Genomic DNA, 15,843 nt, shown 5'->3' on the forward strand with positions numbered 1-15,843 from the left:
GCTACCCCTTAAAAGCATTTTTGAAACTCTCTGCTTTTTCTTTAATATTGTCACTTCTCATAAAACTCTCTCCCACTAAGATTCCATTAATTTTTGCTTTATTTAAAATTTCTATATGCTCTCTTTCTCTAATTGCACTTTCGCTTATAATAACTTTATCCTCTGGTATAAACTTTCTCAATCTCAAAGTTGTGTTTAAATCTTCTGAGAAATCTATTAAGTTTCGATTATTTATTCCAATTATATCTGCTCCAGCTTTAAGAGCTCTTTCAACTTCTTCTTTATCATGAGCCTCAACTAAAGGATCCATATTTAATTCTTTAGTGAGTTTGATAAAGTATTTTAATTCACTCTGGCTTAATATAGCTACAATTAGTAGAATTGCACTTGCCCCCGAAATTCTTCCTTCATATATTTCTCTCTCATTAATAATGAAGTCCTTTCTTAATATAGGTAGTGCACAGGTTTTGGAGATTTCATTAATATAAGATAATTTGCCTAAAAAATAATTTTCTTCAGTTAGAATAGACATTGCATCCACTGCATGCTCATATTCTTTTGCAATTTCCATAGGATAAAAGTTCTCTCTTATTACTCCTCTTGAAGGAGAAGCTTTTTTTACCTCCCCAATGATTGAAAGTCCATCTTTTTTCATAGCTTTGTAAAAACTAATTGGTTTAGAAAGAGATGAAACTATTTCTTTATATTCATTGATAGATTTAAAATCCTTTTTTAATAAATCTTCTCTTTTTCTTCTAACTATCTCATCTAATATCATTTTAAAACTCCTTTGTATAAGATGCATACTCCAATAACTTTTCATAAGCCATTCCACTATCTATAATTTCACTAGCCAACTGAACACCTGCTTTTACTGAATCCACCTTCCCAACAACATATAGCCCTGCACCTGAATTCAAAAGAAGCACATCTCTTTTTGCACCTTTTTTACCTCTAAGAACATTTCTTATTATTTCTGCATTTACTTTTGAATCTCCGCCTTTAATATTATCTAAAGAACTTCTTTCAATGCCAAAATCTTCAGGTCTTATATAATAGGATTTTATTTTTCCATCTTTAAGCTCAGTTACTTTTGTGTCACAGGTTATGGAGATTTCATCAAGTCCATCTTTCCCATGAACAACCATAGCTCTTTGAACCCCTAATTTACCTAAAACTTCTGCCATCACTTCTGTCAAATCCTCATGAAACACACCTAAGACTTGATATCTGGCTCTTGCAGGGTTGGTTAATGGTCCTAGAATATTAAACACTGTTTTAAAACCAAGTTTTTTTCTCACAGGTCCAGCATATTTCATTGCCTTATGGAATGTCGGAGCAAATAAGAATCCAATACTTGTTTCTTCAATAGAAGTTTTCACTTCTTCAGGTTTTAACATGATATTAACCCCTAATTCCTCAAGAACATCTGCACTCCCACTTTTACTGGAAACAGATCTATTACCATGTTTCACTACCGGAATTCCAGCAGCAGCACATATAAAAGCTGAAGCTGTTGAAATATTGTATGTTCCTCTCTTATCACCACCTGTACCACATGTGTCTAATGTATTAGTCTCCAATAATTGAAGCTTCTCTGCCTTATTTATCATAGCCATAGCTCCACCAGTTATTTCATCTATAGTCTCCCCCTTTAACTTTAAAGCTGTTAAAAAACTTGCTACTAAACATTCTTCAACCTTGCCTTCCATAATTTCTTCAAAAGACATCATCATCTCTTTAACAGTAAGATTCTTTTTTTCTACTACTTTATCTAATGCTTCTTTAAACATTTCATCACCTCATATTTTTATAAAATTTTGAATTATTTTCATACCTTCTGTTGTTAATACCGATTCAGGATGAAACTGAAGTCCTATCAATGGATATTTTTCATGTTTAACTGCCATAATTTCTCCATCCTGAACTTCCGCAATAATTTTCAATTCCTTAGGTAAATTTCCTCTTTTTATTGCCAAAGAATGGTATCTAGCTCCAGTAAAGGGATTACTTAACCCTTTAAATACTAAACTATTGTCATGTGTTACACTGTCCACTTTCCCATGGCATATTTTTTTTGCTTGAACAATATCCCCTCCAAATGCATGACCAATACATTGATGACCTAAGCATATTCCTAAAATAGGGATATGCTTATAGAATCTCTTAACCACATCAATACAAATACCCGCTTCTAATGGAGTTTTAGGTCCAGGAGAAAGAACTATTTTATCAGGTTTTAACGCCTCAATATCCTCCAAGCTAATACAATCATTTCTAAAGACTTTTACTTTTTCAAATTCACTTAAATATTGATATAAGTTATAAGTAAATGAATCATAATTATCAATTAGTAATATCATCCTTCTAACCTCCCAACAACTTTTACTAAAGCATTTATTTTGTTTCTTGTTTCTTCATATTCTAATTCTGGATTTGAATCCGCAACTATTCCTGCTCCTGCTTGTAAGTAAGCTGTTCCGCCTTTAATAAGCATTGTTCTAATTGTAATACACATATCCATATTTCCATCCATTCCAAAATAGCCAATTGAGCCACCATAGAAACCTCTTTTTTCCTTTTCAAGTTCATCTATTATTTCCATAGCTCTTATTTTTGGTGCTCCCGATAGTGTACCTGCTGGTAAAAAACTAGATAGTAAATTAAATTGATCATATCCAGGAGATAATTCTCCACCAACTAATGAAACAAGATGCATCACATGTGAAAAATTCTTAACTTTCATAAATTCTTCTACTTCAACAGTGCCAATCTTTGCAATTCGACCCATGTCATTTCTAGCAAGGTCAACAAGCATTGTGTGCTCTGCAATTTCTTTTTCGTCTGAAGCTAAATCTTCAGCAAGAATTCTATCTTCTTCTGGATTTACTCCTCTTTTTCTTGTGCCAGCAATTGGACAAGTCAACACTTTGCTCTTTTTCAATTCAACCAACATCTCTGGCGAGCTTCCCACAATTTGATAATCCCCAAAATTGAAGTAGTATAAGTATGGGGAGGGATTTAATCTTCTTAGCCTTCGATAGATGATGAATGGATTTTCCTCTGTGTCAATACTCCACCTTTGTGATAAAACCACTTGAAATATATCACCTTCATAAATATAATTCTTTGCTTTCTTTACCATATCCATAAACTGTTCTTTGGATGTATTGCTTTTAGCATAATTCTTATTTTCACATTTTCCAACAGTTTGTTTTATAGCTTCAAAACCTGTATTATGTATTTTCTTTTCAATGCTTTCAATTGCTATTTCTGCTTCCTTTTTTCCAAATTCATTATCTTCTTTTAGTACAACTATCTGGATTTCACTATAAAAATGATCATAAACAACAAATTCATCAACTAGCATTAGCTCAGCATCGGGGGTTTTTAGTCTATCAACATTTACCTCTTCTAACTTTTCATATTGCCTAATTACATCATAAGCTATAGTACCTACTGCTCCACCAATCATAGGAATTCCGGAAGTATTCTTAACTTTAAACTGACTAAAGTAATTTCTAATCTTATCTAAAACACTTCCATCTTTAACACTTCGTTTTTCCCCATCAAAAATTTCAACCCTATTCCCATAACTCAAAATTGAGCCATAAGGTTTTCTCCCAATAAAAGAATATCTACCTTGCTTAACATCCTTAGTTTCAAGTAAAAAACCTTTTTCATTACCCACTAATTTTTGAAACAATGTAATTGGTGTTTCAATGTCCCCTTCAATTTTCTTTGTATACGGTATTAGTATCTTTTTTAGTTGCCCCATAGTTATCCTCCTTTTATATACAAAAAAGACCCACTCATCCACTATATGGGACGAGAAGGTCTTCGCGGTACCACCCAATTTTAATAATGTATTGATCTTAGAAAAATGTATAAAAAAATACACCTCATCCATTTAGGACGAAATGCCATTATTTCGTTATACCACCAAAACATAATTATCTTTATCAGATACGGAGTATTTTCACTCGATATCCTACCTCTATAACGTGAGGTCACGGTCTCAGCTACTATAGTTATAAATATTCCAGTTCAACTATAAATTAAGTTTCACAATGGATTCTAAATACTATTTCACCTAACGTCTCATGGATCCATTCCTTATTGTTCAATGTTATCGGACCTCTCACCAACCGCCGACTCGCTGAAACAAATCCCAAAAGTACTCTTCCAATCAAAGACTTAACAATTTTAAGTTATTAAAAATTATAAACTATAATTTTTAATACGTCAATAATAATTCATAATTATTTATTTTAATTCATAATTATTTATTTTAATTCTATTTCTTTTATCATTATACTCTACCCTTTAAGTAATTCTGTCTTTCTTCATTTGGGAACTTCTCAATAGCATATCTGAGCATTGTCCTTGGCATTTGTTTATAGTGCTTATTTAAAAATTCTACTTCAACTTCTTTATCTCTCTTCCCAATTTCACGTAACATCCAACCTACTGCTTTATGAATTAAATCATGCTTATGTTTTAGTAAAATTTCTGCTATTGCTAATGCATCTTTATAATCTTCATTCTTGATGAAGTAAAAAGTTGACATTATGGCAATCCTTTGTTTCCATAAATGATCCTCTTTTGCTAGTTTATATAAAATTTCTCTATCTTTATTATCTAAATATGGACCTAATATCTTATGAGCTGTAGAATCTACCAAATCCCAATTGTTCACTCTATCTGCATTTTCTATATAAAAATCTACAAGGGCTCTTTTATTATCTTCTTTACTCTTTTCAAATTGGTGCACTAGAATTAAAAGTGCTGTCAACCTGTATTCATGAAAATCTTCATTTAATAAACTTTCTATATCCTGTAGGGAAAGATTTTTAAACTTTCTTGCCACTTTTCTTTGATTTGGTACAGTGACACCAATAAATACATCCCCTTCCCCATATTCGCCCGGTCCAACTTTAAAAAACCTAGGAAAAAACTCAGCTTTCTCTAGATCTATATATTTTTTAAGTTCTTCTTTTAAATTATTAATTTCAATACTCATTTTATACTCCCTCTCAATTTATAAGAATATATTTCCACTTGCCAAGTCTTCAAATCAACTTAAAACTAGAACATTACTCAGTTTTTATTTTTGACTTTCCATTTCTATTATATTATAAATGGCTGTACTTTAAAAATATTTGTTATGATTTTACATTTTTATATTGACTTTTCCAAATTACGGTTGTAAACTTAAATTAGAAATTACAATTGTAATCATAAAGGAGATGAAATGAAAATGTGTAAAATTCCCAAAATATCAAATTCTGAATGGGAAGTTATGAAAATAATATGGAGTCATTCTGAAATCACTTCATCCAATATTATCCATAAACTAAAGAATAAAACCCACTGGAAACCAGCTACAGTTAAAAGTCTAATAAACAGATTATTAAATAAAAATGCAATCGGGTTTAAAAAATTAGGTAATGAATATTTATATTTTCCTTTAGTATCAGAAAAGGATTATATAAAATCAGAAAGCCAATCTTTTATTAATAGAGTATTTAATGGTTCTATTAAATCTATGCTCTTAAACTTTGTTGAATCAAAAGAAATATCTGAATCAGATATAGATGAGTTAAAAAACATACTAAACCAAGCAAATAAAACGAAAGGTTGATAAGTATGGATATTTTTGAGATGATTGTACTTTCATCTATAATTGGCAGTGTAATTGTACTAATGATATTAATTCTAAAAACGTTATTTAAAAATAGTTTGAATTCATCCTTCCACTACTATATATGGCTAATATTAATCATAAAATTAATTCTTCCTTTTGGACCACAAACCCCTTTTAATATTTCTAATGTATATGAAAATTTCTATGTACAGAGTAGTACAAATGAGAATACTCAAAAAAAACAAATTTATACTTCAATACAAATTGAAAATACAGACTTAGAAGATTCAATTTCAATAAGTGATTTTCAATCTTCAAATAAAAATATAATTAATAATACTATCAACATACCATTGAAAACCAAAGTTAGTTTTGAAAATTCTTTTTGTTTTGTCTGGTTATTTGGAGTTGTGTTATTAATAGTTATATTTATTGCATCATGTAAAAAACTTAGAAAAATTATTAGATCTTCTATAAAAAATATTAACTGCTCACATAAAGAAATTCTACATAGTTGTATGGAAACAATGAATATAAGAAAAAAAGTAGAATTATCATATTCAGAGAAAATAGGTAGTCCTTCTTTATGTGGGTTTATTAAACCAAAGATATTAATCCCATCTAGTGTAGCAATAAATATTGGTGATGAAGAATTTAAGTATATTATTATGCATGAATTAACTCATTTGAAAAACAAAGACATTCTTATTAATTGGGTTATAACTTTGTTATCGATAATTTACTGGTTTAATCCAATCTTGCTCTATGGCTTTCATAAAATGAAACAAGATTGTGAAATATCCTGTGATGGTAAAGTTATTTCTTACTTAGATGAAGGAGAAAATGTACAATATGGAAATTCAATTATAAGAGTATTGGAATTAGCTAAGTTAAACGGTATCTCCAAACGACTAACGGGGACTACTTCAATGGTTTTTAATAGTTCTGAAATTAAAAGGAGGATTATTATGATCTCAAAATATAAAAAGTTAAATCTTAAAAGTATATTATTAGGAACTATCCTAGTTATTTTTATCAGTGTCATAGGGGTTGCCCTAAACACTTCCAATGTAAGCTCAGCTAAAAATAATGTTAAAGATACAGCATCACAATCTGAAACACCAGTGGAAGCTTCTAAAAGTACAGATATCCAATCATCAAATGGCACAACTACATCTAATGTAAAATCATCACAAACAGACAACTCAACTTCAATAACCCCTATCTCCTCTGACATAGTAATTTATAATAGCCACGCTGATGAGGATTATCCATCCGGAATGAAAGTAACTGATGTAGGTGCTTTACTCAATGATAAACTTGTTAAAGAAGGTCTTAATAGCCATTTTATAAAGTGTGACCCACCTATAGAATATATAAAATCATACCAAGCTACACGTGATTTAATAACAAAAAATGTGAAAGAATATTCGAATACTATTTTATTAGACGTACATCGAGATGTAACAGAAAAGACCAACTCTGATACAAGAAAAATACTATTTGTACTTGCTAAAAAAAGCCCACATTATGAAGCAAACAAAAAATTTATTGACAGTCTATTAGAAAATATCAAAACTTCAAACAGAGTTGAATCAGAAGTATTCTTTTATGAAACTGGAGTATCTTATTTCAATCAAGATCTATCTAAGAATTCAACACTTATTGAGATTGGAAATAATATGTCCAGTGACAGTGATATTGAAGATTGTGTAAATGCACTTGTTTCAGCACTAAAAAGTATTCAAAAGGTTACATCTAATTAATAGACGTAGATATTAAAAATAAGTGGATCAATCCAGATCCACTTATTTTTGGAATTTATTAAATTATTAACTTACAAGAACAATCTAAGCAAAGTACTAGCAAGTATTAGTATAAATGCTCCCCCTATTCGAGATGAAATCTGTGCAAATGGCATTAGTTCCATTCTATCAGAAGCAGATAATACTGCAACATCACCAGTTCCACCCATGTTAGCCATACATAAACCAGCTGTTATTGAAGATTCAATCGGATAAAAACCAACTAATTTTCCACCAATTCCACCACCTATAATTGTACCAAGTATTACTACAAATACTAGTACAAGATATTGCCATGTAAATGCATCAGCAACTTGAGCAAGATTTGTATAAGCTATGCCTATCCCTACTAATAAAGCGGCTGTTAAATTTGTCATAACAAATTCAAACCATTGTTTTGCTGCAAGTTCATATTTTCTTGGGATAGCTCCAACCATTTTGATAATTGCTACAGTTATTATCATACAAGCATAAGTGTGAATAGAAGGTATAAATTTATTCAAAATGCTTCCAAAAGTATAGAAAGTAACCGACATTAATAATCCAACACCTAACATCTTCAACTTTATTGTTGCATCTTCTTTTTCTTCAACAATTGAGTTACCTTCAACAACCATTAATTTGCCGTTACCAGTAAGAGCTGGTTTGACTTTTCCAAGTTTGTTTAATAAACCTCCAGCTACTATTGCCATAGAATTACCAAGGGCAACTGCCGGAACCATAACGGATAACATTTGAGTTGGATCTGTATTTAGCGCTTCTCCGAAAATTTTAGATAATGGAACTGCTCCAGCACCCATACCGCCGCCTACTATAGGTATACCTATATAGAAAATTGCCTCTTTGGCACCATATCCTATAAATGCTCCAACTAAACCAACAAGGCCTAGAGCTACTGCTACAGCACAAATTATTGCAGGAAGATATCTAACAGAAGCTTTTATTAATATCTTACGGCTCATTCCTAGGATACTTCCTGTTATCAAAGCTGCTATATAAAAATTTAAAAATCCTCCACTTTTCATAAATGTTATAGTGTTTTCAATTGAAGCTTCTGGCAAAACTTTAAAAGTAACTAAAGCCGCTGAAGCAAAGATAATAACTATTGGTCCTCCACCAAGAAAAGTATTTACAAATGGAGTTTTGTTACCGATTTCATTAAATATAGCACCGATAACCATCATTAGAGCAAATGCTCCAATCATACCTTTAGGTAAAACACCTAAGTAAGTAGCTAATAAAACCACAATAGAAATAATTGCAAATGCAGGAAAAGGTAATCCCATGATTTTGTAACCTTTTGATTCAGACATTATAATTCCTCCTTTTATTGATAAACATTACTGAAACTTAATTTATACATGTCCAAAATCTCAGGTATCAATGAGTTATGGACTTGTATGAATTTATAGTTGAAGTTGTTTATCTTTATATTAAAATTAAATTTTAGCTATGCCTTGTTCTTTAGCAACTTTAGCAACTTCAGAAGCAACTTTTTCTGCAACTCTTTTATCTAAAGCACTTGGAATAATGTATTCATCACTTAATTCTTCAACTGTTACCATTTTTGCAATTGCGTTAGCTGCTGCTAATTTCATTTCTTCTGTAATATCAGAAGCTCTCACAGAAAGTGCTCCTTTAAATATGCCTGGGAAGACTAAAACATTATTTATTTGATTAGGAAAATCTGATCTACCAGTAGCAACAATTCTAGCTCCACCTTTTTTTGCATCTTGGGGCATAATTTCAGGTGTTGGATTAGCCATAGCAAAAATTATAGCGTCTTTATTCATTGTCGAAACCATATTTGAATCCAACGCATTTGGTCCAGATACACCAATAAATACATCTGCTCCATTTATTGCAAGACTTAAATCTCCATCTAATTTTGAGTGGTTAGTCATTCTAGCAATTTCTTCTTGAGCACTGTTCATCCATTCAGAACCTGTAACTAAAATACCAGCTCTATCACACATTATAATATTTTTTGAACCTGCTAAAAGCAATAGCTTACATATTGAAATACCAGCTGAACCAGCACCATTTATAACAATTTTGGCTTCTTCTAAGCTTTTATTTACTAATTTTAGAGAATTAATGAGTCCAGCAAGAACAACAATAGCAGTTCCATGTTGATCATCATGAAAAACTGGAATATTTAGTTCTTCTTTTAATCTTTTTTCGATTTCAAAACATCTAGGAGCAGATATATCCTCTAAGTTAATACCGCCAAAAACTGGTTCTAAAAGTTTAACGGTATTTACAATTTCTTCTACATCTTTAGTTCTTAAACATATTGGAAATGCATCAACACCTGCAAATTCTTTAAATAATATTGCTTTACCTTCCATAACAGGGATTGAAGCTTCAGGTCCAATATCACCTAAACCAAGAACTGCAGTTCCATCAGATACTACTGCTATTATGTTTCCTTTAGAAGTGTATTTATAAACTTCATCAGAGTTTTCATGAATTTTCCTACAAGGTTCAGCTACACCAGGTGTGTATGCTGTGCTTAAATCTTCTCTACTTGTAATTTTAACTTTTGAAATAACTTCAATTTTACCTTTATTATCTTCATGCATTCTTAAACTTTGGTTGTTATAATCCATAATCATTCCTCCTGTTGATTACTGTTTTTGTAATATACAAATCTCTTAATTAAATAATAAAAAAAATTGGACAAAAAAAATACATTTAGAAAGAATTCTAAATGTTAAGCTAAATATAGTTATTATTGTTAAAGTGTTAACGTTTACTTAAATTGAAATTAAATCTTTATATATACTTATATTTGTTTGAAGGTCTTCCTCTTGTTCCATAATCATTTTTACATTTTAATTGACCTATAGATTCCATATATTCTAAATATTTTCTCAAGGTTACTCTACTCAAATTTATAGCTGTAGATACTTCCTCAGCAGTATAATATTTTGAGCTATTTTCTTTTAAAAAGTCACGAATTCTTTTCAAAGTTCGCCTATTTAAACCTTTAGGTAGTTCATTATAAACATTTGAAGTATTAATTTTAGTAATTCTATCAATATCCTCTTGATTAATTTTGTTTTTCATTTGTATTAATTCATATTTTAAAAGAAATCGTTCAAGAGCATCTTTAAATCTTTCATATTCGAAAGGTTTTATCAAGTAGTCAATTGCGCCTAAATTAAGTAGCTCTTTCAGTTTTTCTGTATCCTGCGCAGCTGTTACCATGATAACATCTACCATATTACCCTCATTACGTAGTTTTTTCAACAAAGACAATCCATCTAATTTCGGCATATAAACATCAAGTATTAATAAATCAATTTTTGTATGTTGTATTTTTCTTAGAGCAGTTTCTCCATCAAAAACTATGTCAACTACTTTGAATTCTTCTATACTCTCAACATAGTTTTTATTTATTTGCGCTACCATTGGATCATCCTCAACAATTAAAACTTTAACCATTTGTTCTCTCCTTTACGAGTATAATTGTGAATTTTGTACCTTTATTAATTTTAGATTCTACTTTAATACTTCCATCTAAATTCTCAACAATTTCTTTGATAAGATTTAACCCGCGGCCTCTTGATTCTCCTTTACTAGAAAACCCAGTAGTAAAGATCTTCGAAAAATTTTTTTCTTCAACACCTACTCCAGTGTCTTTAATTAATATTTTAATTTGTTTTTTTTCTTCTTTTATCAATAAATCTATTCTTTTATCAAAATCTTCATTTTGATTAATAGCATCTATGGAATTATCAATTAAATTACCTAAAATAGTGATAATCGAATTATTTGAGATTCTACCTATGTTTTTAGATAAATTACTATCCATATCTAATGATAGGATTATACCAGATTCTTTAGCTTTACTTATTTTTCCTAAAATCAGTGCTCCTATAGTAGGATCTTCAATATTTTTTATTACTTTGTTTATTATTAATTGTTGTTGCTTTGTTTGGCTTACTATATACTTTTTGGCATCAGTAATCTTGTTCATTTGTATTAGCCCAAGTATTACATGAAGCTTATTCATAAATTCATGAGTGTTTGCTCTTAAAGCTTCAACAATCTGTTTTACACCTGTAATTTCTTCTGCTAACTCTGTTACCTCAGTTTTATCTCTAAAGATAGCAACAGCACCCATAACCTTCTTCCCTTCTTTGATTGGAATTCTATTAGCCATAATTGTGCTATTACCAATATGCAGTTCTTTATTATATTCATAAGTGCCTGAAGAAAGAACATTAGTAAGCTTAGTAAAAGGAACAACTTCAGTAATATTCAAACCAATGATAGGATAATCTTTTATTTTTAAAATATCTATGGCTTTTTTGTTGCAATGAGTTATTACAAAGTTTTTATCTATTGCTATTATACCTTCTTCCATAGCATCAAGTACTTCTGTCTTTTGCAAATACAATTTACTTAGCACTTCAGGTTCAAATCCCAAAAGTGAATTTTTTATATTTTTAGAAAGCAAAGTAGCACTAATGATACCCATAAAAATACCGAAAAATGATATTAATAAAAATGCAGTTACAGCTCTTACTTTTTCTTCTTCAATACTTTTAGTAAGTGTACTTGCCATAATAAAACCAATTTGGATTCCATCTAAATTATATACAGGAGCAAAAGCTCTCAATTGACTCCCAAGAGTTCCAATTGCTTCAGATATATAAGACTCTCCGTTTTCTATAACTCTTACTTCATCACCACCAACAAAGGTTTTACCAATTCTATTTTTACTGGGGTGTGCATAACGAGTTGAACTCATATCTGCAACCACAAGAATATCAATTTTCTTTGTGTCTCTTAGTATAGTTTCAATATAGATTTGAACTTTACCACCTGGAGATTTATTAGAAAGTGAATTAATAATAATATCAGAATTTGCAACAATTCTAGCCGTATTCATGATATTTACCTCTATTTCTTTTCTAATACTTGAAAACTTCAACCTAATAAAAAAGGAAAGAGCAATTATAATTGATATTGTTATAACTAAAATATTCATTATCAAAATTTTTGAATGAAGTTTTAATTTCTTTTTTTTCACTGTATCCCCTTTCATTTAAGACGTATATTTAAAAGTTTATGTTTTTACTTAATAATTCTAATTATATCATGAATAAAAAAAGAACCCTAGATTCTCAATCTAGAATTCCCATATTTTATTCGGTCTTCATTATATAATTTCTTTACCCAACATTACATTCTTGTTTTAATTAATTTGTACAGTTGAGTTGTTTCATTTATATCACTAAGGTTTATAATATATATCCCATTATCTAAATAAATGTATATATATGAATCATCTGAATGTATAAACAAATTAGCTCTTCCTAAGTCTTCAAGTTCAAATTTACCTTTGTAATTATTCCTCAAATTAAGACCATTAATTTTTTTAGTAATTCTAGGCCTTGTCGAACTTAGTTCAATATTTAGGATATCTTTATAATAAATATCTGTCCCATAAATCCCACTAATATTAATTCTATCATTTTCTAAAGTAATTTTAGATTCTTGTGAAATATAAAATAAGGAACCAAAAATCAATAAGATAAAAATTATAATTGATCCAATAATAACTTTAACTCTTGTTTTTATTTTTCCATCTTCCTTATAATTATTTCCATCAAACTTTTGCGCTAGAATTAAAAGAGCAACTATATTTAAAGCCATTAAAAATATTGCTATTTCATATGCAAAAGGAATCCCTAAAAATGATAAAAATACTCCTATGAACAATATTCCACCTGACAAATACATAAATTTCCCCATAAATCTACTTAAACCTTGTATATCAACTTTTTCTTTTTTTTCATTTGACATAGTGTTGTATCCCGAGATTAGCCAATACATTTTGTACTTTGAAATTAACAATCCTACGATAATAAATAATACAGCTGTTAAAGAAAAAATTATTGCCATTATTTTCACCTTTTCCTTTCATTTATAAATATAATTATATCAAATTATATTTAAATATCTACAAACTTTTCAGCAAAAATACTGTTCAATATTACTATTAAAACAACTGTTATTGAAATAAAAATTATTGTAAAAATAAAATATATCAAAGTAATAGATTTTAATAACTTTAATAAAAATATTACTAAAACTCCTAAAACTGCTGTATAAACAATACCAACTAACATAAAAACCAGAACATTCATATTTTGTTTTACAGCTTTTTGAGGATTATCCCAATTTAGAACTGGTCTAATTAAATCTATTAGTATACCTATAGCATACAGTGGTAAACTTCCTAAGATTCCAAAAAAAATACAAATAAATATTGTTTCCATCTTTATTTGTACAAAGAAACTAATACCAATAAGCACAAATAGTATTCCAAATATTTGAATAAAAATACTTGTTAGCATCCTCCCTTTTATTTGGTCAATGGGCTTTACAGGTGCCAATCTATTTATCCAAAAATGTTTTCCCTCTCTTGAGAACGTAGTAGCCGCCGTTGGATTTATTGTAGCAAGTAACAAGAAAAAAGCAACTATTGCAAAGTCAATAATTCTATAAAATTCCCCATAATATTTTGTTAGTTCGCCAATTGCACTACTATCCGTAGTTACTGGCATAATAATTAGAATTAAAGGAATTATTATTACCGTACTAACACAATTAAATAAATATGCAGGTGTTCTTAACAATAATTTAAAATCTAATTTAAAAACTGCAATAAATGGATGAGATTTTTTCTGCAATTTTGCTTCTAAATCATTAGCTGTTAATTTTTTGTTTCCACTACTGCTTTCTTCTCCTCCAATTATTCCTCCTAAATATATTTTTTCCCCAACAAATAGTGTTGTCCCAAGTATAGCAATACTAATTACTATATACAGAATTATATTTATAAAACTCCAAATCCCATCTAAAATCAAAGCTTTTGTTACTATGATGCTCAAAGGGAAAGTAGCTCCAATTGTATTTACTAAACCCATATTATTTTCTAATAATTCTGCTAAATATAATTGTTCTTCCCCCATTGGAATTTTACTTGTCTCTTTAGAAATTAACATTTGAATACCTATTATGATTCCTAACATTATAAACATAGAAATAGTTCTAATTAAGTCTTTTTTTCCTTTAATATTAGTTACTTTCATAATTAATATTATTATAATTGTAGATATACCTAAAGGTGCAATAGGTACTACTAGCAAGGAAATCGTCGCAAAAATAATGAATACTAATCCTTTACCTTCGTTTATTCCATACGTTACTATAATAGGAATCAGGAATGGTAAAGTGAAAAGATATTGAGTAAGAACCATACCAATAAATTTTGATAGTATTATGTTTTTCGGCTTTAATGGCATAGGCAACAATATATTTATATCCTTCGAAAAATAATAAACCGACATTACATATACTAAACTGAATATTAAAATCACCATTGACGCAGAACTAAAAGCTATAGTTATTAAGGAATTAGTCTGATTAATCATCTTTAATCCAAAATACACATTATCGACAGCAATTAAAAATAACATATATGCTGGCATTAAACTGGCGATAACAAATACAAATAATATTGGCTTCCATAAATCTTTTTTTTGTTTAAATATTTTATATTTCATATCAGAAAATCCAAAACTTGAATTTAAATGAACTTTAGTTAATCCTATTAATTCTCTCATATTTCAGTCAACTCCAAGAATATATTTTCAAGGGATTCTTTATTTCCTACTTTTTCTCTTATTTCATTCATAGTTCCAACTGCAATAATCTTTCCTTTATTGATAATGGCGATTCTATCACAAATTTTCTCTGCGACTTCTAAAATATGAGTTGAAAAGAAAACACTTTTCCCCTCATTACATCGTTCCCTCATTATTTCTTTTAATTGAAATGAAGATTTTGGGTCTAACCCTACCATTGGCTCATCTAGAATAAATACATCTGGATCATGTAACAAAGCTCCTATCAAAACAATTTTCTGCTGCATGCCATGGGAATAACTTCCGATAGGATCATTTATAACTTCTCTAAGTCCAAAGGTTTTTAAATATTTATTTATTCTCTCTACTTTTAATTTACTTTCTACTCCATAAACAGTTGCAATAAAGTTTAAATATTCTATTCCTTTGATTCTTTCATAAACTTCTGGATTATCAGGAACATAGCTAATGTGCTTTTTGGCTTTTATTATCTCTTTTTGATTATCGATACCATTTATTTTAATGGCTCCTTCATCTGGTTTTAACAATCCTACTATCATTTTAATTGTAGTTGTTTTTCCTGCTCCATTTGGTCCTAAAAAACCAAAAATTTCTCCTGGTTTAATATGAAAATTAATATTATCTACAGCCCGAATTTTCCCCTTATTGTATGACTTACTTAAGTTCTCTATTTTTAACAAGATATCACCATCCTAAAAATTAT

At 29.4% G+C, this 15,843-nt stretch carries 14 protein-coding genes; 2 read left to right on the forward strand and 12 right to left on the reverse strand.

Going from position 1 to position 15,843, the window contains the following annotated elements:
• Position 1: 1 nt before the first annotated feature.
• The 5 genes from trpC to ACQ3F0_RS03495 all read right to left on the reverse strand — a co-directional run bounded on the left by trpC (position 2) and on the right by ACQ3F0_RS03495 (position 5,023).
• Complete coding sequence (gene trpC, locus ACQ3F0_RS03475; protein WP_428863636.1) at positions 2 to 778, reverse strand: indole-3-glycerol phosphate synthase TrpC; 777 nt, start codon at positions 776 to 778, stop codon at positions 2 to 4.
• 1 nt (position 779) lies between these two features.
• The gene (gene trpD, locus ACQ3F0_RS03480) at positions 780 to 1,793 is read right to left on the reverse strand and encodes an anthranilate phosphoribosyltransferase (RefSeq protein WP_428863637.1); all 1,014 of its coding nucleotides are present in this window, start codon (positions 1,791 to 1,793) and stop codon (positions 780 to 782) included.
• 9 nt (positions 1,794 to 1,802) lie between these two features.
• Complete coding sequence (locus ACQ3F0_RS03485) at positions 1,803 to 2,363, reverse strand: anthranilate synthase component II (RefSeq protein ID WP_428863638.1); 561 nt, start codon at positions 2,361 to 2,363, stop codon at positions 1,803 to 1,805.
• Positions 2,360 to 3,778 carry an anthranilate synthase component I gene (gene trpE / locus ACQ3F0_RS03490; protein WP_428863639.1) on the reverse strand — a complete coding sequence of 473 codons (1,419 nt, stop codon included), beginning with the start codon at positions 3,776 to 3,778 and terminating at the stop codon, positions 2,360 to 2,362. The genes ACQ3F0_RS03485 and trpE overlap by 4 nt, the downstream gene beginning before the upstream one ends.
• Before the next feature lie 534 nt (positions 3,779 to 4,312).
• On the reverse strand, positions 4,313 to 5,023 hold the full coding sequence (locus tag ACQ3F0_RS03495) for a DNA alkylation repair protein (RefSeq protein ID WP_428863640.1): 711 nt from the start codon (positions 5,021 to 5,023) through the stop codon (positions 4,313 to 4,315).
• Between the two features lie 237 nt (positions 5,024 to 5,260).
• Between ACQ3F0_RS03495 and ACQ3F0_RS03500 the strand changes: the two genes are divergently transcribed.
• Positions 5,261 to 5,644 (forward strand): BlaI/MecI/CopY family transcriptional regulator, encoded by a 384-nt coding sequence (locus tag ACQ3F0_RS03500; protein ID WP_428863723.1) that lies wholly within the window; start codon positions 5,261 to 5,263, stop codon positions 5,642 to 5,644.
• A 5-nt stretch (positions 5,645 to 5,649) separates the two neighbouring features.
• A complete protein-coding gene (locus tag ACQ3F0_RS03505; RefSeq protein ID WP_428863641.1) occupies positions 5,650 to 7,413 on the forward strand; it encodes a M56 family metallopeptidase in 1,764 nt (587 codons plus the stop codon).
• Between the two features lie 71 nt (positions 7,414 to 7,484).
• Here the strand turns inward: ACQ3F0_RS03505 and ACQ3F0_RS03510 are convergent, their stop codons facing one another.
• The 7 genes from ACQ3F0_RS03510 to ACQ3F0_RS03540 all read right to left on the reverse strand — a co-directional run bounded on the left by ACQ3F0_RS03510 (position 7,485) and on the right by ACQ3F0_RS03540 (position 15,820).
• Positions 7,485 to 8,765: a 2-hydroxycarboxylate transporter family protein gene (locus tag ACQ3F0_RS03510; RefSeq protein WP_428863642.1), complete on the reverse strand. Its 1,281-nt coding sequence runs from the start codon at positions 8,763 to 8,765 to the stop codon at positions 7,485 to 7,487.
• A gap of 126 nt (positions 8,766 to 8,891) precedes the next feature.
• Positions 8,892 to 10,064 (reverse strand): NAD(P)-dependent malic enzyme, encoded by a 1,173-nt coding sequence (locus ACQ3F0_RS03515; protein ID WP_428863643.1) that lies wholly within the window; start codon positions 10,062 to 10,064, stop codon positions 8,892 to 8,894.
• Positions 10,065 to 10,230: 166 nt separating this feature from the next.
• Positions 10,231 to 10,902 carry a response regulator gene (locus ACQ3F0_RS03520; RefSeq protein ID WP_428863644.1) on the reverse strand — a complete coding sequence of 224 codons (672 nt, stop codon included), beginning with the start codon at positions 10,900 to 10,902 and terminating at the stop codon, positions 10,231 to 10,233.
• Positions 10,895 to 12,496 carry an ATP-binding protein gene (locus ACQ3F0_RS03525; protein WP_428863645.1) on the reverse strand — a complete coding sequence of 534 codons (1,602 nt, stop codon included), beginning with the start codon at positions 12,494 to 12,496 and terminating at the stop codon, positions 10,895 to 10,897. Before ACQ3F0_RS03525 ends, ACQ3F0_RS03520 begins: the two co-directional genes overlap by 8 nt.
• Positions 12,497 to 12,648: 152 nt before the next feature.
• Positions 12,649 to 13,371, reverse strand: coding sequence for a DUF3784 domain-containing protein (locus ACQ3F0_RS03530; protein WP_428863646.1), 723 nt, complete (start codon positions 13,369 to 13,371; stop codon positions 12,649 to 12,651).
• Positions 13,372 to 13,421: 50 nt separating this feature from the next.
• Positions 13,422 to 15,098, reverse strand: coding sequence for a putative ABC transporter permease subunit (locus ACQ3F0_RS03535; RefSeq protein ID WP_428863647.1), 1,677 nt, complete (start codon positions 15,096 to 15,098; stop codon positions 13,422 to 13,424).
• Complete coding sequence (locus ACQ3F0_RS03540) at positions 15,095 to 15,820, reverse strand: ABC transporter ATP-binding protein (protein WP_428863648.1); 726 nt, start codon at positions 15,818 to 15,820, stop codon at positions 15,095 to 15,097. The genes ACQ3F0_RS03535 and ACQ3F0_RS03540 overlap by 4 nt, the downstream gene beginning before the upstream one ends.
• Between the last annotated feature and the right edge of the window lie 23 nt (positions 15,821 to 15,843).

Source organism: Clostridium sediminicola (assembly GCF_050402865.1).
Taxonomy (GTDB): domain Bacteria; phylum Bacillota; class Clostridia; order Clostridiales; family Clostridiaceae; genus Clostridium_AF; species Clostridium_AF sediminicola.

Bases quoted from the DNA above. Each gene is read 5' to 3' on its own strand.
- trpC (WP_428863636.1), bottom strand. From the start codon at position 778: ATGATATTAGATGAGATAGTTAGAAGAAAAAGAGAAGATTTATTAAAA.
- trpD (WP_428863637.1), bottom strand. From the start codon at position 1,793: ATGTTTAAAGAAGCATTAGATAAAGTAGTAGAAAAAAAGAATCTTACT.
- ACQ3F0_RS03485 (WP_428863638.1), bottom strand. From the start codon at position 2,363: ATGATATTACTAATTGATAATTATGATTCATTTACTTATAACTTATAT.
- trpE (WP_428863639.1), bottom strand. From the start codon at position 3,778: ATGGGGCAACTAAAAAAGATACTAATACCGTATACAAAGAAAATTGAA.
- ACQ3F0_RS03495 (WP_428863640.1), bottom strand. From the start codon at position 5,023: ATGAGTATTGAAATTAATAATTTAAAAGAAGAACTTAAAAAATATATA.
- ACQ3F0_RS03500 (WP_428863723.1), top strand. From the start codon at position 5,261: ATGTGTAAAATTCCCAAAATATCAAATTCTGAATGGGAAGTTATGAAA.
- ACQ3F0_RS03505 (WP_428863641.1), top strand. From the start codon at position 5,650: ATGGATATTTTTGAGATGATTGTACTTTCATCTATAATTGGCAGTGTA.
- ACQ3F0_RS03510 (WP_428863642.1), bottom strand. From the start codon at position 8,765: ATGTCTGAATCAAAAGGTTACAAAATCATGGGATTACCTTTTCCTGCA.
- ACQ3F0_RS03515 (WP_428863643.1), bottom strand. From the start codon at position 10,064: ATGGATTATAACAACCAAAGTTTAAGAATGCATGAAGATAATAAAGGT.
- ACQ3F0_RS03520 (WP_428863644.1), bottom strand. From the start codon at position 10,902: ATGGTTAAAGTTTTAATTGTTGAGGATGATCCAATGGTAGCGCAAATA.
- ACQ3F0_RS03530 (WP_428863646.1), bottom strand. From the start codon at position 13,371: ATGGCAATAATTTTTTCTTTAACAGCTGTATTATTTATTATCGTAGGA.
- ACQ3F0_RS03535 (WP_428863647.1), bottom strand. From the start codon at position 15,098: ATGAGAGAATTAATAGGATTAACTAAAGTTCATTTAAATTCAAGTTTT.